23 protein-coding genes are annotated in these 26,264 nt (G+C 67.7%); 17 read left to right on the top strand and 6 right to left on the bottom strand.

Going from position 1 to position 26,264, the window contains the following annotated elements:
• Window positions 1-31 precede the first annotated feature (31 nt).
• Window positions 32-1,222 carry a hypothetical protein gene (locus BDI24065_RS27370; RefSeq protein WP_175033907.1) on the top strand — a complete coding sequence of 397 codons (1,191 nt, stop codon included), beginning with the start codon at window positions 32-34 and terminating at the stop codon, window positions 1,220-1,222.
• 105 nt (window positions 1,223-1,327) lie between these two features.
• On the opposite strand, the gene catC is transcribed toward BDI24065_RS27370, so the two are convergent.
• From catC to BDI24065_RS27355, 3 genes are read right to left on the bottom strand one after another with little or no spacing between them, the layout of a single operon-like run.
• Entirely contained in the window at window positions 1,328-1,618 is a 291-nt protein-coding gene (gene catC, locus BDI24065_RS27365; RefSeq protein WP_021157297.1) for a muconolactone Delta-isomerase, read from the bottom strand.
• A 43-nt stretch (window positions 1,619-1,661) separates the two neighbouring features.
• Window positions 1,662-2,564: a catechol 1,2-dioxygenase gene (gene catA, locus BDI24065_RS27360; RefSeq protein ID WP_175013304.1), complete on the bottom strand. Its 903-nt coding sequence runs from the start codon at window positions 2,562-2,564 to the stop codon at window positions 1,662-1,664.
• Window positions 2,565-2,595: 31 nt separating this feature from the next.
• The gene (locus BDI24065_RS27355) at window positions 2,596-3,729 is read right to left on the bottom strand and encodes a muconate/chloromuconate family cycloisomerase (protein WP_175033906.1); all 1,134 of its coding nucleotides are present in this window, start codon (window positions 3,727-3,729) and stop codon (window positions 2,596-2,598) included.
• A gap of 91 nt (window positions 3,730-3,820) precedes the next feature.
• On the opposite strand from BDI24065_RS27355, the gene BDI24065_RS27350 reads away from it, so the two are divergent.
• A complete protein-coding gene (locus BDI24065_RS27350; RefSeq protein ID WP_175033905.1) occupies window positions 3,821-4,711 on the top strand; it encodes a LysR family transcriptional regulator in 891 nt (296 codons plus the stop codon).
• A gap of 150 nt (window positions 4,712-4,861) precedes the next feature.
• Here the strand turns inward: BDI24065_RS27350 and andR are convergent, their stop codons facing one another.
• Window positions 4,862-5,821 (bottom strand): anthranilate 1,2-dioxygenase regulatory protein AndR, encoded by a 960-nt coding sequence (gene andR / locus BDI24065_RS27345; RefSeq protein WP_175033904.1) that lies wholly within the window; start codon window positions 5,819-5,821, stop codon window positions 4,862-4,864.
• Window positions 5,822-6,034: 213 nt separating this feature from the next.
• Here andR and andAc point away from each other — a divergent pair, with 213 nt between their 5' ends.
• From andAc to BDI24065_RS27320, 5 genes are all read left to right on the top strand, one after another.
• Entirely contained in the window at window positions 6,035-7,324 is a 1,290-nt protein-coding gene (gene andAc / locus BDI24065_RS27340; protein ID WP_175033903.1) for an anthranilate 1,2-dioxygenase large subunit AndAc, read from the top strand.
• Window positions 7,321-7,809, top strand: a complete 489-nt coding sequence (gene andAd, locus BDI24065_RS27335) for an anthranilate 1,2-dioxygenase small subunit AndAd (RefSeq protein ID WP_011355917.1) — start codon at window positions 7,321-7,323, stop codon at window positions 7,807-7,809. The genes andAc and andAd overlap by 4 nt, the downstream gene beginning before the upstream one ends.
• 20 nt (window positions 7,810-7,829) lie before the next feature.
• On the top strand, window positions 7,830-8,156 hold the full coding sequence (gene andAb / locus BDI24065_RS27330) for an anthranilate 1,2-dioxygenase ferredoxin subunit AndAb (protein WP_089474370.1): 327 nt from the start codon (window positions 7,830-7,832) through the stop codon (window positions 8,154-8,156).
• Window positions 8,146-9,366, top strand: a complete 1,221-nt coding sequence (andAa, locus tag BDI24065_RS27325; protein ID WP_175033902.1) for an anthranilate 1,2-dioxygenase system ferredoxin--NAD(+) reductase — start codon at window positions 8,146-8,148, stop codon at window positions 9,364-9,366. The genes andAb and andAa overlap by 11 nt, the downstream gene beginning before the upstream one ends.
• Before the next feature lie 173 nt (window positions 9,367-9,539).
• Window positions 9,540-10,826, top strand: coding sequence for a DUF445 domain-containing protein (locus tag BDI24065_RS27320; RefSeq protein ID WP_175033901.1), 1,287 nt, complete (start codon window positions 9,540-9,542; stop codon window positions 10,824-10,826).
• 57 nt (window positions 10,827-10,883) lie between these two features.
• Here the strand turns inward: BDI24065_RS27320 and BDI24065_RS27315 are convergent, their stop codons facing one another.
• Together BDI24065_RS27315 and BDI24065_RS27310 are read right to left on the bottom strand one after the other, a co-directional pair.
• Window positions 10,884-11,183, bottom strand: a complete 300-nt coding sequence (locus BDI24065_RS27315; RefSeq protein ID WP_039344756.1) for an addiction module antidote protein — start codon at window positions 11,181-11,183, stop codon at window positions 10,884-10,886.
• Window positions 11,184-11,186: 3 nt separating this feature from the next.
• Window positions 11,187-11,504: a type II toxin-antitoxin system RelE/ParE family toxin gene (locus tag BDI24065_RS27310; RefSeq protein ID WP_166886314.1), complete on the bottom strand. Its 318-nt coding sequence runs from the start codon at window positions 11,502-11,504 to the stop codon at window positions 11,187-11,189.
• A 351-nt stretch (window positions 11,505-11,855) separates the two neighbouring features.
• On the opposite strand from BDI24065_RS27310, the gene BDI24065_RS27305 reads away from it, so the two are divergent.
• From BDI24065_RS27305 to BDI24065_RS27260, 10 genes are all read left to right on the top strand, one after another.
• Entirely contained in the window at window positions 11,856-13,496 is a 1,641-nt protein-coding gene (locus BDI24065_RS27305) for an acetolactate synthase large subunit (RefSeq protein WP_175033899.1), read from the top strand.
• Between the two features lie 29 nt (window positions 13,497-13,525).
• Window positions 13,526-14,959 carry an aldehyde dehydrogenase family protein gene (locus tag BDI24065_RS27300; protein WP_175033898.1) on the top strand — a complete coding sequence of 478 codons (1,434 nt, stop codon included), beginning with the start codon at window positions 13,526-13,528 and terminating at the stop codon, window positions 14,957-14,959.
• Window positions 14,960-15,201: 242 nt separating this feature from the next.
• On the top strand, window positions 15,202-16,785 hold the full coding sequence (locus tag BDI24065_RS27295) for a Na+/H+ antiporter (RefSeq protein ID WP_175033897.1): 1,584 nt from the start codon (window positions 15,202-15,204) through the stop codon (window positions 16,783-16,785).
• 479 nt (window positions 16,786-17,264) lie between these two features.
• Complete coding sequence (locus tag BDI24065_RS27290; RefSeq protein ID WP_175033896.1) at window positions 17,265-18,398, top strand: hybrid sensor histidine kinase/response regulator; 1,134 nt, start codon at window positions 17,265-17,267, stop codon at window positions 18,396-18,398.
• Window positions 18,399-18,521: 123 nt separating this feature from the next.
• Entirely contained in the window at window positions 18,522-20,198 is a 1,677-nt protein-coding gene (locus BDI24065_RS27285) for a methyl-accepting chemotaxis protein (protein WP_175033895.1), read from the top strand.
• Window positions 20,195-20,707 carry a chemotaxis protein CheW gene (locus BDI24065_RS27280; protein ID WP_175033894.1) on the top strand — a complete coding sequence of 171 codons (513 nt, stop codon included), beginning with the start codon at window positions 20,195-20,197 and terminating at the stop codon, window positions 20,705-20,707. The genes BDI24065_RS27285 and BDI24065_RS27280 overlap by 4 nt, the downstream gene beginning before the upstream one ends.
• Window positions 20,704-22,140 (top strand): CheR family methyltransferase, encoded by a 1,437-nt coding sequence (locus BDI24065_RS27275; protein ID WP_175033893.1) that lies wholly within the window; start codon window positions 20,704-20,706, stop codon window positions 22,138-22,140. Before BDI24065_RS27280 ends, BDI24065_RS27275 begins: the two co-directional genes overlap by 4 nt.
• Window positions 22,141-22,186: 46 nt before the next feature.
• Window positions 22,187-22,900: a chemotaxis protein CheW gene (locus tag BDI24065_RS27270; RefSeq protein ID WP_175033892.1), complete on the top strand. Its 714-nt coding sequence runs from the start codon at window positions 22,187-22,189 to the stop codon at window positions 22,898-22,900.
• Entirely contained in the window at window positions 22,897-25,206 is a 2,310-nt protein-coding gene (locus BDI24065_RS27265) for a hybrid sensor histidine kinase/response regulator (RefSeq protein ID WP_175033891.1), read from the top strand. The genes BDI24065_RS27270 and BDI24065_RS27265 overlap by 4 nt, the downstream gene beginning before the upstream one ends.
• On the top strand, window positions 25,203-26,222 hold the full coding sequence (locus tag BDI24065_RS27260; protein ID WP_175033890.1) for a chemotaxis response regulator protein-glutamate methylesterase: 1,020 nt from the start codon (window positions 25,203-25,205) through the stop codon (window positions 26,220-26,222). The genes BDI24065_RS27265 and BDI24065_RS27260 overlap by 4 nt, the downstream gene beginning before the upstream one ends.
• Window positions 26,223-26,264: the final 42 nt, after the last annotated feature.

Raw genomic sequence — 26,264 nt, 5'->3', positions numbered from 1 at the left:
AGCGAATCGGTCTCGACGGAGAACAACAACGATGACTTTCGAACAACCGGGCCACGCAGAACCGATCGATGACAACCGCGCCGTCCTGCTGATCACGCTCGAAGCCGGCGGCTATCTGACGGAGGAGCAGGCGGCGCGTGTCACCCAGCGTCTGAGGGACGCACCGGCCGAGTTTCCCGATACCGATTCCGCCCGCACACTGCTCGACTGGCTGATCGCCGAGGGCTACACGACCGCGGACGCCGAGGCGAAAGCGACGCATGAGCTGCTGGACGGCAGCTACGGGAGCGCCGACGAGAAACTCGTCCTGATGACGATGCTGGAGGAGATCGATCCGCCCCGGTTCGAACAGCGTCTGAACGAAACGGTCGCATCGATCCAGCGCGCGCAAAAGAAGAAGCAGATGCTGATCGGCTTCGGCGGCCTTGCTGCGGCGCTCGCGGTGGGCGCTTACCTGTTGTGGCCCGCATCGACGCCTGCGTGCAGCGCGTCGAGCACCACCAAGGCGCTGAATTCGCTGATGTTCGACGCACGCATGGCCATGATGCGCGAGAACCCGATGCAGATGCTCGACCAGGGCAGCAAGTCGTTTCCACGCGTCAGCAACCCCCGTGAGGTCGGCTACGACGAGGCCGATCGTGCACGCGGCTGCCTGGCGGACGTGAGTATCGCCGGCGAGCACGCGACGCTCGGCTATGTGGTCCGGCACGACGACAAGGACAAGAGCGCCTTTGTCGTGCAGATGTTCCCGCCCGAATACGTGACGGCTCGCTACAGTGCGCAAGGCCTCGATCCGAAGCTCGGCGCACCGCTCGGCCGCGACGCCATCAGCACGGCTTTCATGGCGGGCGTCGCACAACTCGACAAGGACGTGTCGGCGCGCATGCCGAGCTACGGCAAGCCGATGTTCGGCGACGACAAGCCGACGACGCTGACGAGCAGCGTGCTGGGCGTCATGCCGGCCGCCGACTGCAAGCAGATCGACGGCGACCATGTGTCGTGTCCGTTGCTGATCGATTATCGCGACCGGTTGCTCGGCGCGATCGGCGCACCGTCGATGCTGCAACTGAAGGGCGATTTCACGTTCGTCAAGGATGGCAGCGGCTGGAAAACCGCCGACGATTTCGACAAGACGCTGATGCAGGCGATCGTCGCGCGACGTGTCGCGAAGGTGTATGGCGACGAAGCCGCCGACAAGATGGAGGCGCAGAAGCAGAAGTAGGCCGCGCGGCAACCCGATCCACCGCTGCGAATGACGAAATGAAACGGGCGGCCTGCGAGGCAATCGCGGGCCGCCCGTTGTTCTTGTCAGTGCTCGACCGTCTGCTTACCGATCGTCTTCCCGCACCGAAGAAGGATGCCGGCACAGCGCCCGCACTTCCATCTCCATATACGGGAACAGCGGCAGCTGACTCAGCAGGTCATGCAGCTGCTGCACGCTTTCGACGTCGAAGATGCTGACGTTCGCATACTGCCCGGCGATCCGCCACAGATGCCGCCAGATCCCTTCGTTCATCAGCCGCTGGCACATCGCCTTTTCTTCCGCCTTCAGCGTGGCCGCCTTGACCGGATCCATGTCCGTCGGCAGACGGACGGTCATTTCCACATGAAACAGCATCCTGCACTCCTTGCGTTATCGGTTCGTCGAACGGGAAGGCCGCTCACGCCTGCGCGCGGGCCCGCTCGACTTCGCTGCCCGGCACGTCCTGCTTTTCCTTGAGCAGCGAGAAGTCGAAGTCGATCAGCGCGAACTGCCCGTCGACGCCGTACGGTTTGCCTTCCGCGCCTTCGGCCTGCTTCACCGGCGGAATCAGCCCGTCGCGCGTCGCGAACGCGAAGTCGTCCCACAGGTGCGGATCGCCATCGATGTTGATCTGCGTCGTCAGCTTACGATAACCGTCCGCCGAAACGAAGAAGTGAATGTGCGCCGGACGATGGCCGTGGCGGCCGAGCTGGTCGAGCAGCTGCTCGGTCTTGCTGCCCGGCGGCACGCTGTAGCCGACCGGCAGCACGCTGCGGAAGCTGTAGCGGCCTTCGGCATCGGTGCGGATCGAGCGGCGCAGGTTGAACGCGGGCTGCGACTGATCGAAGTACGAGTAGTTGCCGAGATGGTTCGCGTGCCACACCTCGACCAGTGCGTTCGCGATCGGCGCGCCATCCTGGCCGAGCACCTGGCCGCGCATGATGAGCGTTTGGCCCGGATCGGTGCCGTCGTCGAGACGCGCATGGCCGAGCGACTCCGGCGCACCGGCGACATACAGCGGCCCTTCGATCGTGCGCGGCGTGCCGCCCTGGATGCCGGCCTTTTCCTCGGCTTCGTCCATGCGCACGTCGAGGAAGCGCTCGAGGCCGAGGCCTGCGGCGATCAGCCCGAATTCGCGGCCGGCTTCGTTCAGGTAGTTCAGCGCCGTCCAGAATTCGCTCGGCTGCACGTCGAAGTCCTCGATCGTGTAGCAGATGTCCTGCACGATCCGGTTGACGATCGCGCGCACGCGCGGGTTGCCCGGCTTTTCGGCGGCGTCGTCGAAGGTCTTCAGCAGTGCGTCGATGGCTTGCTTGTTCATCTGTGTCTCCGGTTTCGGTTGTCGTGTGGGGTCAGCGGGCGTCGCGTCGCATCCGTTCGATGCGGGCCCAGTCGAAGGTGATGCCGAGGCCGGGCGCTGCCGGCAGGTGCAGCTTGAAATCCGCGTAGCGCAGCGGCTCGACGAGGATTTCCTCGGTGAGCAGCAACGGGCCGAACAGCTCGGTGCCCCATTTCAGCGAGTCGAACGTGCTGAACAGTTGCGCGGACGCCATCGTGCCGGCCGCGCCTTCGAGCATCGTGCCGCCGTACAGTTCGATGCCGGCGGCCGCCGCGATCGACGCGACGCTCGCCGCCCCCTGCAGGCCGCCCGATTGCGCGATCTTCACCGCGAACACGTCGGCCGCGCGATCCTGCGCGAGCGCGAATGCATCGACGGGGCCGTGCAGCGCCTCGTCGGCCATGATCGGCACTTGCGCGAGCTGCGTGAGGCGTTTCAGCCCCGCGCGGTTGGTCGCGGCGATCGGCTGTTCGACGAGGCTCACGCCGGCTTCCGCCAGGCGCGCGCCGGCCCAGATCGCGTCGGTTTCGCTCCAGGCCTGGTTCACGTCGACGCGCACGTCGCCACGCTCGCCGAGTGCGCGCTTGATCGCGATCACGTGCGCGACGTCGTCGGCCACGGCGTTCGAGCCGATCTTCAGCTTGAACGCGCGGTGGCGGCGCGCTTCGAGCATCGCTTCTGCTTCCGCGATGTCGCGCTGCGTGTCGCCGCTCGCAAGCGTCCATGCAACATCGACCGCATCGGTTCGACGGCCGCCGAACAGTTCCGACAGCGGCACGCCGAGGCGGCGCGCCTGCGCGTCGAACAGCGCGGTCTCGATCGCGCACTTCGCGAAGCGGTTGCCCTGGAACAGCTTGCGGGCACGCGCCAGCGCGGCGCCCGGACGGGTCGCGTCCATGCCCTGCAGCAGCGGCGCGAAGTAGGTGTCGATGTTGACCTTGATGCTTTCGGGGCTCTCCTCGCCGTAGGCGAGACCGCCGATGGTCGTCGCCTCGCCGACGCCTTCGATACCGTCCGTGCATCGAACACGCACCAGCACGAGGGTCTGGCAATTCATCGTGGCGACCGACAATTTGTGGGGCCTGATCGTCGGCACGTCGACGAGCAGCGTCTCGATGCGTTCGATGGTGGCGGCAGTTGCTATCATGCGATTCCTCCTGTTGGTGCACATGGTAGGAATTCCCGCCCCGCGTCGTCCAACACTCTTTCCGACTACTTCCATACCTTTGAGGCATGAAATGGAATTGCGTCAGCTCCGCTACTTCATCGCCGTCGCCGAGGAAATGAACATCACGCGGGCGGCGGAGCGGCTGCACATGACGCAGCCGCCGCTGAGCCGCCAGCTCCAGGCGATCGAGGACGAGATCGGGTTGCCGCTGTTCGAGCGCGGTGCGCGGCCGCTGAAACTGACGGATGCGGGGCGCGTGTTCTATGCGCAGGCGAAGCGCCTCGTCGACCAGGCCGACGAGCTCGGCCCGCTGACGCGGCGGCTCGCGCAGCTGTCGGAGCGGATCGTGATCGGCTTCGTGCCGTCAACGCTGTATGGCGCGCTGCCGGACGTGATCCGCGCGTTTCGCGAGGCGCAGCCGGACGTCGAGCTGTCGCTGATCGAAATGTTCACGCTCGAACAGCTCGGCGCGCTGAAGGGCGGGCGGATCGACGTGGGCTTCGGCCGGCTGCGCTTCGACGACGACCAGCTGGTGCGCGAGGCGCTGATCGAGGAAAAGCTGATCGCGGCGCTGCCGGTCGGGCATCCGCTTGCCGATCCGGCCCGGCCGCTGACGCTCGCGGATATCGCGGGCGAGACGCTGATCGTCTATCCGAGCACGCCGCGGCCGAGCTTCGCCGATCAGCAGCTGTCCGCGCTGCGCGACGGCGCGCTGGTGCCGGCGGCCGTCCACGAAGTGCGCGAGCTGCAGACGGCGCTCGGGCTCGTGGCTGCGCAGGTCGGCGTGTCGCTGGTGCCGGAGAGCGTGGAGGGCGTGCGCGTGAAGGGCGTGGTCTACCGGCGGTTGCCGGAGCCGGCCGCGACGTCGCCGATCATCATGAGCCGCCGGCTGCACGGCGAGAGCGCCGCCACGGCCGCGTTTTGCGCGATTGCGCGCGAGATGATCGTGCCGGTAGGGTGACGATCGCCATTAAATTCCGCAAATCGCAACTAACGGTCTGTTTCGGCCGGTACTGGCAGATGCGGGGAGGGCGTCGCGATGTCATGCGCTGTCGTGTGAGCGCTTTGGCGGTTACGCAAGCCGCAGGGCGCGCGAGCATGCGCGACGACGTCAGCGCTTCCCGTCGAGCGTTTCCGACGGCGATTCCCCGAACTTCTCCCGATACGCGATCGCGAACCGCCCCAGGTGTGTAAACCCGCAATCGAGCGCGACATCGGCGATCCGCCGGTCGGACGCCGTGCCGCGCAGCAGCTCGCGCGCGTGGTCGAGCCGCGTCGCGCGCAGGTATTGCATCGGGCTCATTCCGCGGAACTGCAGGAACGCGTCGCGCAGCGTCCGTTCCGGCACGTTGGCGGCCTGGACGATATCGGCGAGCTGCAGCGGCTGCGCATAATGCGCGTTCACGAACTCCTGTGCACGCCGCACGAAGCCCGGTGCCGGGTCGCGGTGCGATGCCTGCAGCACGGACGGCGGGTGGCCCTCGATCAGCAGGTCGATCAGCAGGTGCTCGAGCTGGGACGCGACGCGCGGGTTCGCGTTCGCGCGTTCGAGCAGTTCGGGCGAGCGTGCGACGAGCATCAGTTGCTGGCGCCACGCGGCGAGCGCGGCGTCGCTGACATGCAGCACGGGATCGAGCGTCGCGCGCGGGTCGCCGGTCAGCGAGCCGACGGTCGCCGCGTCGATGCGCAGCACGAACTGTTCGCAATCGGCCGACAGCACCGCGTCGAAGCGTTCGCCGGGCGCACACAGCACGCCGGTCTGGCCGTCGACGCCGAGCTGCCGCCCCATCGCGCGCACCTCGGCCTGGCCGGACAGGCAGAACATCAGCAGGTAGTAGCCGTCGACCGCGTCGACCTGCACGCGCATCGCGTCGCCGAATGCGATCGTGCCGATCCCGAGCCCGCCGAGCCTGACGAAATCCATGTGCGACGCACCCCGCGTGCGGCCGCTCGGCAGCAGCGCATGCGGCTGCATCACGCGCGAGATCCGCTCGCGCGTCTCGTCGAGATCGCGGGATTCGAACAGCCGGTGCGCGCGCAGCGCGAGCGGCTCGAACGACGTTGGGGACATGGGCATCAGCCTTGGTGTAGACGGCGTGCGCTTCGATCCGATCAATGGGTCGCGATCGTGCGCCGGGTCGTGTGTGCCGTCATGCTAGCGCAGAAATCCGCCGAAAGTGGATATTGCACCGCCGCAATCGCACTTTCCGGATAGACGGGGAATATTAGCTTTTCAAAAATCGGCTCCATGCATTCAACGAAACGGATCGACAAGGAGTCCGACATGGAGCAGACAGAATCGCCCGTCGTTTTCGCCGCGCGCGGCGACGCATCCGACGTGACCTTTCCGCACGACGACGGCTCGCGCGTGCCGTACAAGGTGTTCAGCTCGCGCGCGGTCTACGATCGCGAGCAGGAACGCATCTTCCGCGGCCCGACCTGGAACTTCGTCGCGCTGGAAGCGGAAATCCCGAACGCCGGCGACTTCAAGAGCACGTTCGTCGGCGATACGCCGGTGGTCGTCACGCGCACCGAGGACGGCACGCTGTCCGCGTGGGTGAACCGCTGCGCGCACCGTGGTGCGCAGGTGTGCCGCAAGTCGCGCGGCAACGCGAGCTCGCACACGTGCGTCTATCACCAGTGGAGCTTCGACAATTCGGGCAACCTGCTCGGCGTGCCGTTCCGGCGCGGCCAGAAGGGGATGTCCGGGATGCCGGCCGACTTCGACCCGAAGCAGCACGGGCTGCGCAAGCTGCGCGTCGACAGCTATCGCGGGCTCGTGTTCGCCACCTTCAGCGACGACGTGATGCCGCTGCCCGACTATCTCGGCGAGCAGATGCGCCCGTGGATCGACCGGATCTTCCACAAGCCGATCGAGTATCTCGGCTGTACGCGCCAGTATTCGAAGTCGAACTGGAAGCTGTACATGGAGAACGTGAAGGACCCGTATCACGCGAGCATGCTGCACCTGTTCCATACGACCTTCAACATCTTCCGCGTCGGGATGAAGGCGCGCTCGATTCCGGATGCGAACCACGGGCTGCACAGCATCATCACGGTGACGAAGACGGGTGACGACACGTCGGCGGCCTACAAGCAGCAGAACATCCGCTCGTTCGACGAAGGCTTCCATCTGGAAGACGAATCGATCCTCGATCTCGTGTCGGAATACGACGAGGACTGCACGAACCATATCCAGCCGATCTTCCCGCAGCTCGTGATCCAGCAGATTCACAACACGCTGGTGGCGCGGCAGATCCTGCCGAAAGGCCCCGACAACTTCGAACTGATCTTCCACTTCTTCGGCTACGCGGACGATACGCCCGAGCTGCGCGCGCTGCGCATCAAGCAGGCGAACCTCGTCGGGCCGGCCGGCTACATCTCGATGGAGGACACGGAGGCGACCGAGCTCGTGCAGCGCGGCACGGTGCGCGACGGCGACGCGACGTCGGTGATCGAGATGTCGCGCGGCAATCCGGACCAGCAGGACACGGTGATTACCGAAAGCCTGATCCGCAAGTTCTGGGTCGGCTACCAGAAGCTGATGGGCTATCGAAGCGGGAGCGCGGAATGATGGAAAACCTGACGGAAGACATGAAGACGTGGTTCGAGATTTACATGCTCCAGAACCGCTATATCGGGCACCTCGACAACAACCGGCTCGAAGCATGGCCGACGATGTTCACCGAGGACTGCACGTACGAAATCGTGCCGAAGGAAAACGCCGATCTCGGGCTGCCGGTCGGGATCGTCCACTGTACGAACCAGCGGATGCTGCGCGACCGCGTGGTGTCGCTGCGGCACGCGAACATCTATGAAGAGCACACGTACCGGCACATGACGTCGGGCCTGACGATCGTCGCGGAACGCGACGGCGAGATCGACACGGAGAGCAACTACGTCGTCGTGCAGACGCGCAGCAACGGCGAGTCGAACGTGTACCAGGCCGGCAAGTACTACGACACGGTCGTGCGCACGCCGGACGGGCTGCGCTACAAGACCAAGCGGGTGATCTACGACACGTCGCGCGTGCAGACGCTGCTCGCCACGCCGATCTGATACGCAAGCAAGGAACAGACATGACCGAAGCAACGCTGACCGAGTGGCATCCGCTCGGTGCTTTCGACGAATTCTCCGAAGACGAACCGGCGGCGCGCGTCGCCGGCCAGAAGCCGATCGCCGTGTTCCGGATCGGCGACGAACTGTTCGCGATGCACGACCTCTGCACGCACGGCCATGCGCGGCTGTCCGAAGGCTATGTGGAGGACGGCTGCGTCGAATGCCCGCTGCACCAGGGGCTGATCGACATCCGCACCGGTGCGCCGAAATGCGCGCCGATCACGGAGCCGGTGCGAACCTATCCGATCCGGATCGTCGACGGGCAGGTGGAAGTCAATGTCGGCTGACCCGTTCGTGATCGTCGGCGCCGGCCATGCGGCGCGGCGCACGGCCGAAGCGCTGCGCGAGCGCGATGCGGCGGCGCGCATCGTGATGATCGGCGCGGAGCGCGAGCTGCCGTACGACCGGCCCGCGCTGTCGAAGGATGCGCTGCTGAGCGACGGCGGCGAGCAGCGTGCGTTCGTGCGCGATGCGACGTGGTACGACGCGCAGCGCATCGAGCTGCGGCTCGGCACGCGCGTCGATGCGATCGAGCGCGATGCGCTGCGCGTGCGGCTCGACGACGGCACGACGCTGCCGTATGCGCGGCTCGTGCTCGCGACGGGCTCGCGGGTGCGCACGTTCGGCGGGACGATCGACGAAGGCGTCAAGCCGCATTACGTCCGCACGGTCGACGATGCGCGTGCGTTGCGCGCGCAACTTTCGCCGGGCCGCCGCGTGGCGGTGCTCGGCGGCGGCTTCATCGGCCTCGAGGTTGCGGCGGCGGCGCGCCAGCTCGGCTGTGACGTGACGGTGATCGATCCCGCGCCGCGCCTGCTGCAGCGCGCGTTGCCGGAAGTCGTCGGTATGTATGCGCGTCAGATGCACGACGCACGGGGTGTGGTGTTCCAGATGGCGACGCTGCCGCGCGCGATCCGTCGCGCACCGGGCGGCGGCGCGATCGTCGAGACCGATCGCGGCGACGTGCCGGCCGATCTCGTCGTGGTCGGCATCGGTGTGGTGCCGAATGTCGAGCTGGCGCAGGCGGCCGGACTCGATGTCGACAACGGGATACGCGTCGACGCGGGCTGCCGCACGGTCGATCCCGCGATCTTCGCGGCGGGCGAGGTGACGATGCACTTCAATCCGCTGCTCGGGCGTCACGTGCGGATCGAATCGTGGCAGGTCGCGGAAAACCAGCCGGCCATTGCGGCCGCGAACATGCTCGGTGCCGACGACACCTATGCCGAGCTACCGTGGCTGTGGTCCGATCAATACGACTGCAACCTGCAGATGCTGGGGCTGTTCGGCAGCGAGCGCACGATCGTCGTGCGCGGCGATTCGGCGAATGGGCCGTTCACCGTGTTCGGGCTGGGGGACGACGGCAGGATCGCGGCGGTGGCCGCAGCGAACCTGGGGCGCGACATCGGCGCATCGCGCCGGTTGATTGCGGCGGGGGCTGTGCCGGACCCGGTGAAGCTTGCGGATCCGGCGGTAAACCTGAAGACGTTCATGTAGCAGGCGCACGGTCGTCCGGCCCGGCATGCAGTGACGATGCCGGCCGGCGCCGCCGTGTGCGATCCGCCGGTCAGATCCGGGGGGCTGCGGCCCGCTCGACGCGCGTCGCAATGTTTGTCGGCGGCACCGCAACCGGTGCATATTAGCGGCATCGTTCGCCCGACCCGTTGCCCATGACGCCAGACAAAGCCCTTGAACTGAAACGCAGCAAGCGCCGCGCGCTGTGGCTGCTGCTGGCCGCCGTCGCGGTGTTCGTCACGACGATCCTGCTGCCGCGCGGCCCGTGGGTCGACGGCTTCAAGGCCGTGGCCGAAGCCGCGATGGTTGGCGCGCTCGCCGACTGGTTCGCGGTCGTCGCGCTGTTTCGCCGCGTGCCGATCCCGTTCGTGTCGCGCCATACCGAGATCATTCCGAAGAACAAGGACAAGATTGCCGACAACCTCGCGGTGTTCGTGCGCGAGAAATTCCTCGGCCCCGATGCGCTCGCCGCGCAGATCCGCCAGCACGATCCCGCGCAGAAACTCGGTGCGTGGCTCGGCGAGCCGGCGAACACCGAGGCGCTCGGCGGCTACGTGACGAAGCTGATGAGCTTCGCGCTCGACATGACCGACGACGCGCGGATCCAGTCGTTCGTCCACGACGCGTTTCGCGCGGTGATCGACCGGGTCGACCTGTCGCAATCGGCCGGCGCGATCCTCGACACGCTGACGAAGGACGGCCGCCACCAGGCGCTGCTCGATGATGCGATCGAACAGGTGGTCGACGTGCTCGACAAGGAGGAGAACCGCGAGGTGATCGCGGGTTTCATCGTCGAATGGCTGAAGACGCAGTACCCGAAGGTCGAGAAGATCATGCCGACGCAGTGGTTCGGCGAGAACGGCGCGCGGATGCTCGCGAGCGCGGTGAGCCGCGTGCTGGAAGGCGTGGCGGCCGACCCCGAGCACGAACTGCGGCAGCGCTTCGACCGGACGGTCGTGCGGCTGACCGAGCGGTTGAAGCACGATCCCGCGTTCATCGCGAAGGGCGAGGAGATCAAGCGCTATGTCCGCGATGGTGCGGCGTTCAACGAGTATGTGCGCGACCTGTGGGATCAGTTGCGCGCGTGGCTGAAGGCCGATCTCGCGCGCCCCGATTCGGCGCTGCACCGGCAGGCCGCGACGCTCGGCGGCTGGCTCGGCGCGCGGCTTGCGGAGAGCCCGGCATTGCGCGCGTCGCTGAACGAGCACGTCGAGAAGGCGGTGCACGAGATGGCGCCGGATTTCGCGGATTTCCTGATGCGTCACATTCGCGACACGGTGCGCAACTGGGATGCGCGCGAGATGTCGCAGCAAATCGAGCTGAACATCGGCAAGGATCTGCAATACATCCGCATCAACGGCACGCTGGTCGGCGGACTGATCGGGCTCGGGCTGTACCTGGTGTCGCTGGTGCCGCGCTGGGCGGCCGGCTGGCTGCACTGACGCGGCCACCGGTATCGCACGGCGGGCGCGGCGGGCGCGACGGGCTGCGCCCGCGCATCACGCGTGCGCTTTCGAGCCGTGCAGTTGCAGGCCGAGCGCCTTGATGACCTTCAGGATCGTGCCGAAGCTCGGGTTGCCGTCGTGCGACAGCGCCTTGTACAGCCCTTCGCGCGACAGGCCCGCATCGCGCGCGACCTGCGACATGCCGCGTGCGCGTGCGATCACGCCGAGCGCGTGCGCGATGAAGGCCGGATCGTCGCCGGCTTCCTGCAGGCACGCTTCGAAGTAGTCGGCCATGTCGTCTTCGGTCTTCAGATGATCGGCCGAATCCCACGGCCGGGTGCTGATCTTGTCCATCGGTTACTCCATGTCGAGATGCGCGAGCATCGCGTGCGCGGCGCGGATGTCGGCCTGTTGCGTCGATTTATCGCCGCCGCAGAGCAGGATGACCCAGATCGTTCCGCGCCGGACGTAGTAGACGCGATAGCCGGGGCCGTGGTCGATCCGCATCTCGACGACCGGCGAGCCGGCGGACTTCCAGTCGCCCGGATTGCCCATCGAGAGACGATCGATGCGTGCCTGGATGCGGCGCTTCGCGACGCGATCGGGCAGGCCGGCAAACCAGGCATCGAAGACGTCGGTGGTCCGGATGCTGAACGTAGGCGCACTGTAGGGCATGGATTGCAATGTGTCAACCATGGTTCACAAGTCTGATGTGTTGAATGGCGTGGCCGCTACAGTAGGGCGCGCGCTTCGTTTGCGTGCGAATTGGCCGTTCGGCCGAAGTCGGGATCTTCCGAATCCGTCTACAATCAAAAACATCTTTGCCGCCCGTGCGTGCTTGCCGCGCACGGGCGAGTCCGTTTGTCCTCCGGTATCCGGAGGCGCCGCCGTGCAGCGCGTGTCGCGCGGCGGGCAGTGCCGTGGTTTGTGTCCAGTAGGTAAAGCGTCCGCGTGCCGTAGGCCGGCGCGCGTTCTGAACGCTGCGTGTCCGTAGGCCGGGCAGGCGGCATCAACCGAGAGTCCCCCATGAAAGCATCGGATCTGTTCGTGAAGGCGCTGGAAGCCGAAGGCGTCGAGTACGTGTTCGGCATTCCCGGCGAAGAAAACCTCGATCTGCTCGAATCGCTGCGGCGATCGAAGATCAAGCTCGTGCTGACCCGGCACGAGCAGGCGGCCGGGTTCATGGCCGCCACCTACGGCCGCCTGACGGGCCGCACCGGCGTGTGCATCGCCACGCTCGGGCCCGGCGCGACGAACTTCGTGACGGCTGCCGCGTATGCGCAGCTCGGCGGCATGCCGATGCTGATGATCACCGGGCAGAAGCCGATCAAGTCCAGCAAGCAGGGTCACTTCCAGATCGTCGACGTGGTCGACATGATGCAGCCGCTCACGAAGTTCACGCGGCAGATCGTGTCGATCGGCAACATCCCGTCGGCCGTGCGCGAGGCGTTCCGCCGCGCGGAGGAAGAGCGCCCGGGCGCGGCGCACCTCGAACTGCCGGAAGATATCGCGCACGAGGAAGGCGACGGCAAGCCGATCCCGCGCAGCTACAGCCGGCGGCCGGTGGCCGAGGAGAAGGCGGTCGCGCACGCGATCGACGCGATCCAGGCCGCGCGCCATCCGCTCTTGATGATCGGCGCGGGCGGCAACCGCAAGACCACCTGCAAGATGCTGCTCGAATTCGTCGACAAGACGGGCATCCCGTTCTTCACGACGCAGATGGGCAAGGGCGTGATCGACGAGACGCACCCGCTGTGGCTCGGCAACGCGACGCTGTCCGACGGCGATTTCGTGCACCGCGCGATCGAGCATGCGGACTGCATCATCAACGTCGGCCACGACGTGATCGAGAAGCCGCCGTTCTTCATGCGTACCGACGACAAGACCGTGATCCACGTGAACTTCCTCGGTGCGCAGGTCGACCCCGTCTACTTCCCGCAGATCGAGGTGGTCGGCGATATCGCGAACGCGGTATGGCAGATGAAGGAGGCGCTCGCGCCGCAGCCGCACTGGGATTTCGCGCGCTTCGCGATGATCAAGGAGCACTTCGACGCCCATCTGGAGAAGGGCCAGCACGATCCGCGCTTCCCGATGTACCCGGTGCGGATCGTCAACGATCTGTACAACGCCATGCCGGTCGACGGCATCGTCTGTCTCGACAACGGGATGTACAAGATCTGGTTCGCACGTTACTGGCGTGCACACGAGCCGAATTCGCTGCTGCTCGACAACGCGCTCGCGTCGATGGGCGCGGGCCTGCCGTCGGCGATCGCGACGAAGATCGTGCATCCGCAGCGCAAGGTGATCGCCGTGTGCGGTGACGGCGGCTTCATGATGAATTCGCAGGAGCTCGAAACGGCCGTGCGGCTGAAGCTCGACCTCGTCGTGATGATCCTGCGCGACGACGCGTTCGGGATGATCCGCTGGAAGCAGGAGAACATGAACTTCCCCGATTTCGCGATGACGCTGCAGAACCCCGATTTCGTCGCGTATGCGCAAAGCTACGGCGCGCACGGGCATCGCGTCGAATCGGCCGACGATCTCGAGCCGCTGCTGCGCGAGTGTTTCTCGTCGCCGGGCGTGCACGTGATCGATGTGCCGATCGACTACTCGGACAACGAGCGCGTGCTGAACCGCGAGATCAAGCGCCTGTCGGCGCAACTCTGAATGTCCCGTTCACAGGAAGGAGTCGTTCCATGTTGAAGGAAACCTATCCGTACTACCTCGCCAACGAAGCCGTCTACGCGAACACCGATCTGGAAGTGACGGACAAGTTCAGCGGCAAGGTCGCGACGCGCGTCGCGCTGGCCGACGCGAAGGCCATCGACGCGGCGATCGGCGCGGCGGTCGATGCCGCGAAGCCGATGCGCGAGCTGCCGGCCTACAAGCGCCAGGCCGTGCTCGACCATTGCGTTGCGCGCTTTCGCGAGCGTTTCGACGAGCTGGCCGAGGCGTTGTGCATCGAGGCCGGCAAGCCGATCAACGATTCGAAGGGCGAAGTGACGCGGCTGATCGACACGTTCCGCGTGGCGTCCGAGGAATCGGTACGTATCGACGGCGAGATCATCAACCTCGAGATCTCCGCGCGTGCGCAGGGCTATACGGGCTACACGAAGCGCGTGCCGGTCGGCCCCTGTTCGTTCATCTCGCCGTTCAACTTCCCGCTGAACCTCGCCGCGCACAAGGTCGCGCCCGCGCTCGCGGCCGGCTGCCCGTTCGTGCTGAAGCCCGCGAGCCGCACGCCGATCGGCGCGCTGATCATCGGCGAGGTGCTCGCGGAAACCGACTTGCCGAAGGGCGCGTTCTCGGTGCTGCCCGCGCATCGTGACGGCGCCGACCTGTTCACGACCGACGAGCGTTTCAAGCTGCTGTCGTTCACGGGTTCGCCGGCCGTCGGCTGGGCGCTGAAGGAAAAGGCCGGCAAGAAGAAAGTCGTGCTGGAGCTCGGCGGCAACGCGGCCGCGATCGTCGATGCGGACCAGCGCGACCGGCTCGACTACGTGGTCGAGCGTCTCGCGTTCGGCGCGTACTACCAGTCGGGCCAGAGCTGCATCGGCGTGCAGCGGATCCTCGTGCATGCCGACCTGTACGACGCACTGCGCGAGAAGCTGATCGCGAAGACGCGTTCGCTGAAGATGGGCGATCCGAAGGATCCGTCGACGTTCGTCGGCCCGATGATTTCCGAATCCGAATCGCGCCGGCTGTCGGGCTGGATGGATGCAGCCGTCGCAGCGGGCGCGAAGATCGTCGCGGGCGGCAAGGTCGATGGCGCGATGTTCGAGGCGACGCTGCTGGAAGACGTCGGGCACGAGCAGGACCTGTACCGGAAGGAGGCCTTTGGCCCCGTTGCGATCCTCGAGAAGTTCGACCGGTTCGACGATGCGCTCGCACGCGTGAACGACAGCGACTTCGGGCTGCAGGCCGGCGTGTTCACCGATTCGCTCACGCATGCGCAGCGTGCGTGGGACGAGCTGGAGGTCGGCGGCGTCGTGATCAACGACGTGCCGTCGTTCCGCGTCGACAACATGCCCTATGGCGGCGTGAAGGATTCGGGCCTCGGCCGGGAAGGGATCCGCTACGCGATCGAGGACATGACCGAGCCGCGGCTGATGGTCGTGCGGCGCCGGTAACGCGCGGGCAAGCGGCGCGGTGCCTCGACGGCACGCGGGCGGGCGATCGGGCCGGCCCGCGTGCCGTTTTTCATGGTATCGCACGCATCGGGCCGGCATCGGGCGTGCCTCGTGCCCGCAGCGCGTGGCGGGTTGCCCAAACGCGCTCGACTGCGGGCCGCGCCTCGTGATGTAATCGCGCGAAACTGCCGACCGGGGTACGACGCCGGAAAGCGCGAATTCATTCTTCACGAGGTCGATTCATGTCTCCCGTCTCGGCATTCAAGCTGGTTTTGTTGTCATTTCTCGCGATCGTCGCGCTCGAATGCATCGCCAAGCGGCTGCGGTTGCCGCCCGCGGCCGCGCTGCTGATCGGCGGCATCGGCATCGCGTTCATCCCCGGCCTGCCGCCGATCAATCTCGATCCCGAACTGGTGCTGCTGGTGTTCCTGCCGCCGCTGCTGATGGACGGCGCGTACTTCTCGGTGTGGGAGGAGTTCAAGCGCAACGTCGGCGGCATCCTGCTGCTTGCGATCGGCGCGGTCGTGTTCACGACGTTCGCGGTCGGCTTCGCCGTGCACTGGGTGGCGCCGTCGCTGCCGTGGGCCGCGTGCTTCGCGCTCGGCGCGATCGTGTCGCCGCCCGACGCCGTTGCCGCGAAGGCCGTGCTCGAACGCGTCGCGCTGCCGCGCCGGCTGATGGTGCTGCTCGAAGGCGAGAGCCTGCTGAACGATGCGGCCGGCCTCGTGCTGTTCCGCTTCGCGGTCGCGGCCGCGCTCACCGGCGCATTCAGCCTCGAGCACGCGGTCGTGCGCTTCGCGGAGCTCGGGCTCGGCGGCGTGGCGATCGGCTTCGCGGTCGGCAAGCTCGTCGTGTGGTTCCTGAAACAGCTCGACGACGACTATCTCGTGATTACCGTCGCGGTGATCGCGGGCTGGATCGCGTACATCGCGGGCGAAATGGTGGAAGTGTCCGGCGTGATCGCCACGGTCACGGCCGGCATGATCATCGGCTGGCATCAGCACGAGGTGTTCTCGGCGGCCGTGCGCACGCGCGGCACCGCGTTCTGGCAGGTCATCGTGTTCCTGCTCGAAGCGATGGTGTTCGTGCTGATCGGGTTGTCGCTGCGCGGCGCGATCCACCGGCTCGGCGGCTTCGAGCAGGTGCTCGCCACGATGGTGCCGCCGATGCTCGCGGTGCTGGCGGCGGTGATCGTGTCGCGCTTCGTGTGGATCTACGCGGTCGAGGCGCTGAAGTGGCCGGTGCGCGGGATCGCGCGGCGTGGCGAAGCGCCGGACTGGAAGGCCGCGACGATCATGAGCTGGGCCGGGATGCGCGGCGTCGTCACGCTGGCGATCGCGCTGTCGCTGCCCGAGGCGATGCCCGGCCGCGACGTGATCCTGGTCGCGTCGTTTGCGGTGATCCTCGTCACCGTGCTGCTGCAGGGCACGACGATCGGGCCGCTGATCCGGCTGCTGCGCCTGCCGCAGCGCGAGGAACGCGCGGCGCATCATCTGACCGAGCCGCAGACGTGGGCGTACGTCGAGGCTGCGCAACTCGCGGCGATCCAGCCGCTCGTGCGCGACGAGAACGGGGTCGTGATCCATCCGCGCCTGCTCGAGCAGTACACGTATCGCGCGGAGTTGACCGAGCGGGCGAAGAACGAGCCCACCTATCCGGCAGAAGTGCGTACCGCGCACTACGACGTCGTGCTGGCCGCGATCAAGGCCGGGCGCGCGGAACTGTTGCGCCTGCACCGTTCGGGCCATATCCACGACGAGATGCTGCACGCACTCGAGCGCGACCTCGACCTGCAGGAAGTGTCCGCGCAGCACGCGCGCGGGTAGGGCCGCACAGCGCCTTCACATCACCATCGAGCGGCCGGCGCCAGCCGGCCCGAAGCGCGCGCGGGCCGATCGTTGCCCGGCGCGCTTTTTTTTCGCGCGCCCGCCAATTCGGCTCATTTCAATCCGGCCCCAAATGCAGCGGATAGCCAGCCTTGCAGCGCATGCAAACCTTATCGCACCGGTCTCGCAAACGTTATCGTCTTTCGAATCCGGAAATGATCGGATTTAACTGTTTCCGTCTGTTTCTGCATATTTGGCAAAACTAAACCGGATTGAGATAGATGCTGTGTTCTAATTTCATTTAGAATCAGCCGGTTATGTTTATTGAGAGAAAGGATGCGGAGGTAATGCGGCCGCCAACGGGGAGAAATCGGCGTCCAAAACCCTGCGAGGCAGTGCCGACAGGCCAAATCGGCGGAATCAGGCGGGGTTTTCAACCGCCCGAATAAGATAGCGTCCAAGTCTGATAAACAACTCCTATGAAAGAATCGATTGGAGAATCGGCGTTTGAAACTGTATTTATGAAAGAATCGAGCGGTGATAATGCCTCGGATTGTCTTGAATCGGGGTTATCGGTCCTTCTCGTCGACGATCAACCGTTCGTCGGCGAGGTGATCCGCCGCGCGCTGCGCAGTGAACACGACATCGACCTGCACGTGTGCACCGACGCGCACCGGGCGATGGCGGTGGCGCGCGACGTGAAGCCGACAGTCATCCTGCAGGATCTGGTGATGCCGGAGATCGACGGCCTCGATCTGGTCCGCGCGTGGCGCGCGGACGCCGGCACTGCCCGCGTGCCGATCATCGTGCTGTCCGCGAAGGAGGAGCCGATCGTCAAGCGCGAGGCGTTCATCGCCGGCGCGAACGACTATCTGGTGAAGCTTCCCGACGCGATGGAGCTGGCCGCCCGTATCCGCTATCACTCGAATTCCTACCTGATGTCGCGGCAACGCGACGAGGCGCTCGATTTCCTGTCGCACGACATGCGTTCGCCGCAGACGTCGATCCTCGCGCTGCTCGACGTCTACCGCGCCGAGCACGGCGAGATGCCGGCGATCATGGAGCGCATTGCCGGCCACGCGCGGCGCGCGCTGGCGCTTGCCGACGGCTTCATCCACCTGACCCGCGCGCAGTCCGAGCGCCGCGCGCACGAGGTCGTGAGTCTCAACGAAATCGTGCTCGACGCCGTCGACCAGCTGTGGGAGAAGGCGGCCGGGCTCGGCAGCCGGGTCGCCGCGCAGGTGCCCGATACCGAGTGCGTGACGATGGGCGACCGCTTGATGCTCACGCGCGCGGTCGCGAACCTGATCGACAACGGGCTGAAGTACGGCCCGGCCGGCACGGACGTGCACTGCACGCTGAGCAGCGAGGACGGTGCGTGGCTGATCGGCGTCGAGGATACCGGCGCCGGGATCGCACCGGAGCAGCGCACGGCGGCGACCGAGTCGTTCGTGCAGCTCGAATCCGCGCATGGCGCGGCGCGCGGCGGCTTCGGCCTCGGGCTCGCGTTCGTTCGCGCGACGGCGGCGCGGCATCGCGGCCAGATCCTGATGCGCAATACGGCGCGCGGCTTCATGGTCGCGCTTCGGCTGCCGGCGCAAGCGGAGCGGTGATTTCGCGGCGCGGCCTGCCGGCGCCGCGCCGCCCGCAGACCCCGATGCGCTCGTGGCGCGCCGTCCGGCGCGCAGGCGGGCGCGGATTTTTTCAACGCTGATATTAGAAAGCCCATAACGAACATGGCCACCGTGACGCCCCGCGCGACCAATGAAAGCCTGCATCCGACGATCGGCGCTGCCCGGCTGACGCTCGGCAATCGCATCCTGCTCAGCTTCGGCGTGCTGTTCGTGCTGATGCTGGTGACAGCCGGCGTGTCGTACGAGCGACTGCGCGCGATCAACAGCGAAGCCGTCAGCATCGAGCGCGACTCGTTGCCCGGCGTCTACCTCGCGTCGTCGCTGCGCGGTTCGGTCAACGAATCGTTCACGCTGCTGCAGCAGGCGACCTTCGTCGACACCGATCCCGAAATCGTGCAGCGCGATCTCGCGAAGATTTCCGACGCGCTGAAGGATATCGAGTCGCTGTCGGTCGACTACCAGAGCACGACGTTCCGCGACGACGACCGGCAGCGCTTCGCGGCGTTCCGCGGCGCGTACGACCACTATGTGCCGCTGCTGAACGAAGCCGTGCAGAAGAGCCGCGTGTCCCGCGAGGAGGCCGTCGCCGCGTACGCAAAAACGCAGCCCGCGTGGACCGAGGTCGTGCGCAACGCGAACGTGCTGGTGCAGGAAAACCGCAAGTTCGCCGAACAATCCGCGAAGCTGATCCGCGAATCCGTGCAGGACACCGAGGTGGTGCTCGCGGTCGCGGTGGCGTTCGTGCTGCTGTCCGCGCTCGGGCTCGGCTATGTGCTGTACCGTTCGGTGACCGTACCGATGGCGCGGCTCGTCGAGGTACACGACGTGATGCGCACCGGCAACCTCACGCATCGCCTCGACCTGCGCCGCCGCGACGAATTCGGCACGCTCGAGACGGGCTTCAACCGCATGGCCGACGAGCTGACCGAGCTCGTCGCACGCGCGCAGCAGTCGTCGCTGCAGGTGACGACGTCGGTGGCCGAGATCGCGGCGACGTCGCGCGAACAGCAGGCGACCGCGAACGAAACCGCGGCCACGACGACCGAGATCGGCGCGACCTCGCGCGAGATCTTCGCGACGTCGCGCGACCTGCTGCGCACGATGAACGAAGTGGCCGGCGTGGCCGAGCAGTCGGCGACGCTCGCGGGCGTGAGCCAGAGCGGGCTCACGCGGATGGGCGAGACGATGCGCAGCGTGATGGACGCGGCCGGCTCGGTGAACGCGAAGCTCGCGATCCTCAACGAGAAGGCGCTGAACATCAACCAGGTGGTCGCGACGATCACCAAGGTGGCCGACCAGACCAACCTGCTGTCGCTGAATGCGGCGATCGAGGCGGAGAAGGCCGGCGAGTACGGCCGCGGCTTCGCGGTCGTCGCGACCGAGATTCGCCGCCTCGCCGACCAGACGGCGGTGGCGACCTACGACATCGAGCAGACGGTGAAGGAAATCCAGTCGGCGGTGTCGGCCGGCGTGATGGGGATGGACAAGTTCTCCGAGGAAGTGCGTCGCGGCATGCTCGACGTGCAGCAGGTCGGCGGGCAGCTGTCGCAGATCATCGCCGAGGTGCAGACGCTCGCGCCGCGCTTCCAGATGGTCAACGAAGGGATGCAGACGCAGGCGAACGGCGCCGAGCAGATCACGCAGGCGCTGTCGCAGCTGTCGGAAGCCGCGCAGCAGACGGCCGAGTCGCTGCGCCAGTCGTCGCAGGCGATCGACGACCTGACGCTCGTCGCGAACCAGTTGCGTACCAGCGTGTCGCGCTTCAAGGTCGACGCGTGACGCGCGCCGACCCGCAGAACGGCGCCCACGCGCTGTTCCTGATGTTCGAGCTCGACGGCGAACGCTATGCGCTCGACGCGGCCGGCATCGAGGAGGTGCTGCCGCTCGCGGTCACGAAGGCCGTGCCCGGCGCGCCCGACTGGATCGCCGGGCTGCTGATGCGCGGCGGCCAGCCGGTGCCGGTGATCGACGTGCCGATGCTGGCGCTCGGGCGCCGCGCGCATGCGTTGCGCTCGACCCGGCTCGTGATGGTCCGCTATCGCGCGGCCGAGGCGGGCAGCGAGCGCACGATCGGGCTGATCGTCGAGCGTGCGACACAGACGATGCGGATCGACCGCGCGGCGTTTCGGTCGAGCGGCATCTCGACCGCGCGCACGCGCTGGCTCGGGCCGGTCGCGAATACGCCCGACGGTGTCGTGCAGCAGGTCTCGGTGTCCGACCTGGTCGACGACGTAGCGCGCCTGTATCTGTTCGACGGCCTGCCGGGCCACGGGGGGGAGTTCGCATGAAAGAGTCCGAATCGCGATTTCGCGGCTGGCTGCTGCGCGAGACCGGTATCGACCCCGATTCGCTCGGCAACGATTTCCTGACCCGTGCGCTGACGGAACGCGTGCACGCGCTGCAGGCGGATGGCGAGCGCCTGCCGTCGGCGGCGCGGCCGCCGGTAACGCAGGACGCGCTCGACGCCTACTGGCAACAGCTCAACGCGTCCGCCGACGAGCGGCGCGCGCTGATCGAGCTGTTCGTCGTGCCCGAGACCTGGTTCTTCCGCGATCGCGAGGCCTTCGCGACGCTCGCGCGGCTCGCGGCCGAACGGCTCGCCGCGCTGCCCGGCCGCATGATCCGCGTGCTGAGCGCGCCGTGCTCGACGGGCGAGGAGCCGTATTCGGCCGCGATGGCGTTGCTCGACGCGGGGCTCGACCCGGCCAGCTTCACGATCGACGCGATCGACCTCAGCGCGCGCGCGATCGAGCAGGCGCGGCTCGGCTGCTACGGGCGCAATGCGTTCCGCGGCACCGCGACGGAGTTTCGTGCGCGGCACTTCACGCCGACCCGCGACGGCTGGCTGCTCGACGAGCGCGTACGCGCGTGCGTGCAATTCAGTCAGGCGAACCTCGTCGAACCGGCTGCCGATACGGGCATTCGCTACGATTTCGTGTTCTGTCGCAACGTGCTGATCTACTTCGATCGCGACGCGCAGGACCGCGTGATCCGCTCGCTCGACGAGCGTCTGGCCGACGACGGCATGCTGTTCGTCGGGCCGGCCGAAACGGGGGTCGCGATGCGGCACGGGATGCGCTCGGCGCGCGTGCCGCTGGCATTCGCGTTTCATCGCGGGCCCGCCGGCGCGGCGGCCGACGTATTCGCGGCCCGGCCGGCGGCACCGCTGTCGGCGGCAGCGCCGTACCGGCGCGCGGAGCGTTTCACGGTCGCGCCGCTCGCGGCGACGCGTTCGGTGCTGGCGGTCGCGCCGCCGGCCTGGCTCGGCGATGCGCGTCAGCCGTTCGCGGCGCCGCCGCCCGCGATGCAGGCGACTGCGTTCGACGGATGGACCGACCTGCCGGTGGCGGCGGCCGAATCGGCTGCGCCGGTTGTGCCGGTTGTGTCGGTTGTGTCGGTTGCGCCGGTCGCTGAAGTCGCCGCGCCGACGCTGGAAGATGCGCAGGCGCTCGCGAATGCCGGCGCGTTCGACGAGGCCGAGCGTGTGCTCGCGCAGTTCTCGGCGCGTGTCGGTCCGCATGCCGATGCGTTCTACCTGAACGGGCTGATCGCGGATGCGCGCGGCCGCGCTGCAGAAGCCGGCGACTTCTACCGGAAGGCGCTGTACCTGCGGCCCACGCACCACGAAGCGCTGACCCATCTGGCGACGCTGCTTGACGTCGGCGGCGATCGTGCGGGCGCGCAATGGCTGCTCGAGCGCGCACGGCGCTCGGCCGGCTGACAAGACTACGGGTTGGGGACCGACACCGCGATGACGAGAGGATTTGATGAACCGCGCCGCCGCTGCCATTGACGAGACGACGATCGACGTCGACGATTGCTGGAACCGGATCGGCACGCGTGGCGACCGCACGTGCGAGCGGCTGAACGACTGCCTGCGCTGCCTGAACTGCCCGGTGTACGCGTATCACGCGGCGAAGCTGCTCGAGCGCCCGCTCGACGCGGCCGAGATGGCCGACGCCACGCGCCGGATGAGCGCGCCCGGCGCGCCGCACGTGCACGACACCGATGCCGATACGCGCCACGCGGCGCTGGCATTTCGCGTGGCCGACGAATGGCTCGCGCTGCCGATCGGCGTGCTGCGCGAGATCGCTGGCACGCGCCCGATCCATTCGCTGCCGCATCGGCGCAATTCGGCCGTGCGCGGCGTGGTCAACATCCGCGGCACGCTGCGCATTGCGATCTCGATCGGCGCGCTGCTCGGCCTCGACGCCGGCAAGGGCGGCCACGGCCACGGTGGTGACGATGGCCGCTTCACGCGGCTGTTGGTGGCTGCGCACCAGGGCGAGCCGGTCGTGTTTCCGGTCGACGAAGTCGAGGGCGTGCTGCGCTTCGGCGCATCCGACTGGGTGCCCGTGCCGGCGACGGTCGGGCGCGCGAGCGCCGGCCTGTCGCGCGGCGTGCTGTCGTGGCGCGGCAAGTCGGTGGGCCTGCTCGACGACGACCGCCTGTTCGACGCAGTCACACGGAGCATGCGATGAGCGGCGATGACGACCTGAGCCACCTGTCGCTGCTCGAGCTGTATCGCGAGGAGACGCGCACGCAGACCCAGGCGCTGTCCGAGCGGCTGCTCGCGCTCGAATCGGGCGAACCCGATTCCGTCGCGCTCGAGGCGTGCATGCGCGCCGCGCACTCGCTGAAGGGCGCCGCACGCATCGTCGGCGTGCCGCTCGGCGTCGAGATCGCGGGGCGCATGGAAGAGTGCTTCGTCGCCGCACAGGCCGGCACGATCGCGCTGACGGCCACGCACGTCGACGTGCTGCTGGCCGGCGTCGATTTGCTGGTGCGCGTCGGCGATCCGCAGGGGCAGCCCGTCACGCAGACCGAGATCGACGTGTTCGCGGCGGCGCTGACGGGTGCCGACGGCGCGCAGACGATGCAGGCGCCGGCCGCCGTCCCGCCGCCGTTGCCGCCGTCGGTCGTGCCGTATCGCGAGCACGACGGCGCGGCGAACGAGCCGGTCGGCGCCAACGCCGCGGTGCCGCCGCTCGCCGTGTCGGGCACGGTGCCCGATCCGGCCCAGGCCGGCCGCGTGGCCGGTGCCGGCGCGATGCGCCGCGTGCGTGCGGATACGCTGAACCGGCTGCTGAGCTTGTCCGGCGAATCGCTGGTCGAATCGCGCTGGCTCAAGCCGTTCGCCGAATCGATGCTGCGCGTGAAGCGCGCCCAGCGCGACGCGGCCCGCTCGCTCGATTTGATGTACGAACAATTCGCCGACGATCTCGACGCGGGCATGCTCGCGTCGATGAACGAAGTGCGGCACATGCTCAACGACCTGCAGCGTTCGCTCGCGGAGCGCATGGACGAATTCGACCGCTTCGAGCGGCGCAGCACGCATATCGCCGAGCAGCTTTACGACGAGGCGCTGCAATGCCGGATGCGGCCGTTCGGCGACGCGACACGCGCGTACCCGCGCATCGTCCGCGATCTCGCGCGTTCGCTCGGCAAGCAGGTGCGTTTCTCGATCGTCGGCGAGGGTACGCAGGTCGACCGCGACATCCTCGACCTGCTCGACGCGCCGCTCGGCCACCTGCTGCGCAACGCGATCGATCACGGTGTCGATTCGCCGGACGCACGGCGTGCGCGCGGCAAGCCGGCCGAGGCGAGCGTGACGCTGGAGGCGCGTCACAGCGCCGGCTCGCTGCTGGTCAGCGTGATCGACGACGGCCCGGGCGTCGACATGGACGCGCTGCGCGCGGCCGTCGTCCGCCAGCGCCTGACCGACGACGAGACGGCCGCGCGGCTGTCCGATCCCGAGCTGCTCGAATTCCTGCTGCTGCCGGGCTTCTCGATGCGCGATGCGGTGACCGACGTGTCGGGCCGCGGCGTCGGCCTCGACGCGGTGCAGGAAATGGTGCGCGGCGTGCGCGGCGCGGTGCGGATCTTCAACGAGCCGGGCGCGGGCATGCGCTTCGTGCTGCAGTTGCCGCTGACGCTGTCGGTGATCCGCAGCCTGCTCGTCGAAGTCGGCGGCGAGCCGTATGCGTTCCCGCTCGCGCACGTGCGCCGCACGCTCGAACTCGCGCACGACGATATCGACGTGCTCGAAGGGCAACCGCATTTTCCGTTCGACGGCCGGCGCGCGGGCCTCGTCGCCGCGCACCAGTTGCTCGATGCGGGCGAGCCCGACGTCGCGCGCACGAGCACGGCGGTGGTGGTCGTCGGCGGGGAGCCCGAACTGTACGGTGTCGCGGTCGACCGCTTCCTCGGCGAGCGGATGCTCGTCGTGCAGCCGCTCGACAGCCGCCTGCACAAGATCCAGAACATAGCGGCCGGCGCGCTGCTCGAGAACGGCGACCCGGTGCTGATCGTCGACGTCGAGGACCTGATCCGCTCGGTCGACAAGCTCGTGCGCGGCGGCCAGCTCGCGCGGCTCACGCGTGACCCGCAACTCGCGCTCGTCGACCGGCGCCGCCGCGTGCTGGTCGTCGACGATTCGCTGACGGTGCGCGAGCTCGAACGCAAGCTGCTGGAAAAGCGCGGCTACGACGTGACGGTCGCGGTCGACGGGATGGAAGGCTGGAACGCGGTGCGCAGCGACGCGTTCGATCTGGTCGTCACGGACGTCGACATGCCGCGCATGGACGGCATCGAGCTCGTCACGCTGATCAAGAACGATCCGATGCTCAAGCGCCTGCCGGTGATGATCGTGTCGTACAAGGATCGTGACGAGGATCGCCGCCGCGGGCTCGATGCGGGTGCCGACTACTACCTCGCGAAGAGCAGCTTCCACGACGAGGCATTGCTCGACGCCGTGCACGACCTGATCGGGGACGCGCGCGGATGAACATCGGCATCGTCAACGACTTGCCGCTGGCCGTGGAGGCGCTGCGCCGCGTGATTGCGCTGCGCACGGACCACCGCGTGCTGTGGGTCGCGACCGACGGCGACGAGGCGGTGGATTTCTGCGTCGCGCATCCGCCCGATGTCGTGCTGATGGATCTCGTGATGCCGAAGGTCGACGGCGTCGCCGCGACCCGCCGGATCATGGCGCGTGCGCCGTGCGCGATCCTGATCGTGACGGCGAGCGTCAGCGCGAACACGTCGTCGGTCTACGAGGCGATGGGCGCCGGCGCGCTCGATGCGGTCGACACGCCGACGCTCGCGCTCGGGCTGTCGGCCGGCGCGTCGCCGCAGGCGCTGCTCGCGAAAATCGACCAGATCGGCCGGCTGCTCGAAAGCCGCACCGCGGCGCTCGTGCCGCCGGGGCCGGCGCCCGAGCGCGGCCAGCCGACGCTCGTCGCGATCGGCGCGTCGGCTGGCGGGCCGACCGCGTTGACCGCGCTGTTGCGGGCGCTGCCGGCCGATTTTCCGGCGGCCATCGTGATCGTCCAGCACGTCGACCAGGCGTTCGCACTCGGGATGGCCGAGTGGCTCGACGGCTATACGCGGCTGCCGGTGCGCGTCGCGCGGCAGGGCAGCGTGCCGCAGGCCGGCGAGGTGCTGCTCGCGGCGACCAACGATCACCTGTACCTGTCGCCGCGCGGGGTGCTCGGCTATACGCGGCATCCGGTCGAGACGCCGTACCGGCCGTCGATCGACGTGTTCTTCAACAGCGTCGCCGACGGCTGGCAGGGCGAGGCGTTCGGCGTGCTGCTGACGGGCATGGGGCGCGACGGCGCGCTCGGCCTGAAGGCGATGCGCGCGAAGGGCTGCTACACGATCGCGCAGGACGAGGCGACCAGCGCCGTCTACGGGATGCCGAAGGCGGCCGCGGCGATCGGCGCGGCGTCGGCAATCCTGCCGCTGGAGCGGATCGCGCCCCAGCTGATCTCGCGCATCACGCGCCCGCTGCGCGACTGACGGCGCCCAGGGCGCGCGCGGAGCCGCCCGGTGGCCGCATTG

The organism is Burkholderia lata, assembly GCF_902499025.1.
Classification (GTDB): Bacteria; Pseudomonadota; Gammaproteobacteria; order Burkholderiales; family Burkholderiaceae; genus Burkholderia; species Burkholderia lata_C.
The sequence above is the reverse complement of the archived record's forward strand: the minus strand, read 5'-3'. Positions and strand labels throughout refer to the sequence as shown.

Bases quoted from the DNA above. Each gene is read 5' to 3' on its own strand.
- BDI24065_RS27370 (WP_175033907.1), top strand. From the start codon at position 32: ATGACTTTCGAACAACCGGGCCACGCAGAACCGATCGATGACAACCGC.
- catC (WP_021157297.1), bottom strand. From the start codon at position 1,618: ATGCTGTTTCATGTGGAAATGACCGTCCGTCTGCCGACGGACATGGAT.
- catA (WP_175013304.1), bottom strand. From the start codon at position 2,564: ATGAACAAGCAAGCCATCGACGCACTGCTGAAGACCTTCGACGACGCC.
- BDI24065_RS27355 (WP_175033906.1), bottom strand. From the start codon at position 3,729: ATGATAGCAACTGCCGCCACCATCGAACGCATCGAGACGCTGCTCGTC.
- BDI24065_RS27350 (WP_175033905.1), top strand. From the start codon at position 3,821: ATGGAATTGCGTCAGCTCCGCTACTTCATCGCCGTCGCCGAGGAAATG.
- andR (WP_175033904.1), bottom strand. From the start codon at position 5,821: ATGTCCCCAACGTCGTTCGAGCCGCTCGCGCTGCGCGCGCACCGGCTG.
- andAc (WP_175033903.1), top strand. From the start codon at position 6,035: ATGGAGCAGACAGAATCGCCCGTCGTTTTCGCCGCGCGCGGCGACGCA.
- andAd (WP_011355917.1), top strand. From the start codon at position 7,321: ATGATGGAAAACCTGACGGAAGACATGAAGACGTGGTTCGAGATTTAC.
- andAb (WP_089474370.1), top strand. From the start codon at position 7,830: ATGACCGAAGCAACGCTGACCGAGTGGCATCCGCTCGGTGCTTTCGAC.
- andAa (WP_175033902.1), top strand. From the start codon at position 8,146: ATGTCGGCTGACCCGTTCGTGATCGTCGGCGCCGGCCATGCGGCGCGG.
- BDI24065_RS27320 (WP_175033901.1), top strand. From the start codon at position 9,540: ATGACGCCAGACAAAGCCCTTGAACTGAAACGCAGCAAGCGCCGCGCG.
- BDI24065_RS27315 (WP_039344756.1), bottom strand. From the start codon at position 11,183: ATGGACAAGATCAGCACCCGGCCGTGGGATTCGGCCGATCATCTGAAG.
- BDI24065_RS27310 (WP_166886314.1), bottom strand. From the start codon at position 11,504: ATGCCCTACAGTGCGCCTACGTTCAGCATCCGGACCACCGACGTCTTC.
- BDI24065_RS27305 (WP_175033899.1), top strand. From the start codon at position 11,856: ATGAAAGCATCGGATCTGTTCGTGAAGGCGCTGGAAGCCGAAGGCGTC.
- BDI24065_RS27300 (WP_175033898.1), top strand. From the start codon at position 13,526: ATGTTGAAGGAAACCTATCCGTACTACCTCGCCAACGAAGCCGTCTAC.
- BDI24065_RS27295 (WP_175033897.1), top strand. From the start codon at position 15,202: ATGTCTCCCGTCTCGGCATTCAAGCTGGTTTTGTTGTCATTTCTCGCG.
- BDI24065_RS27290 (WP_175033896.1), top strand. From the start codon at position 17,265: ATGAAAGAATCGATTGGAGAATCGGCGTTTGAAACTGTATTTATGAAA.
- BDI24065_RS27285 (WP_175033895.1), top strand. From the start codon at position 18,522: ATGGCCACCGTGACGCCCCGCGCGACCAATGAAAGCCTGCATCCGACG.
- BDI24065_RS27275 (WP_175033893.1), top strand. From the start codon at position 20,704: ATGAAAGAGTCCGAATCGCGATTTCGCGGCTGGCTGCTGCGCGAGACC.
- BDI24065_RS27270 (WP_175033892.1), top strand. From the start codon at position 22,187: ATGAACCGCGCCGCCGCTGCCATTGACGAGACGACGATCGACGTCGAC.
- BDI24065_RS27265 (WP_175033891.1), top strand. From the start codon at position 22,897: ATGAGCGGCGATGACGACCTGAGCCACCTGTCGCTGCTCGAGCTGTAT.
- BDI24065_RS27260 (WP_175033890.1), top strand. From the start codon at position 25,203: ATGAACATCGGCATCGTCAACGACTTGCCGCTGGCCGTGGAGGCGCTG.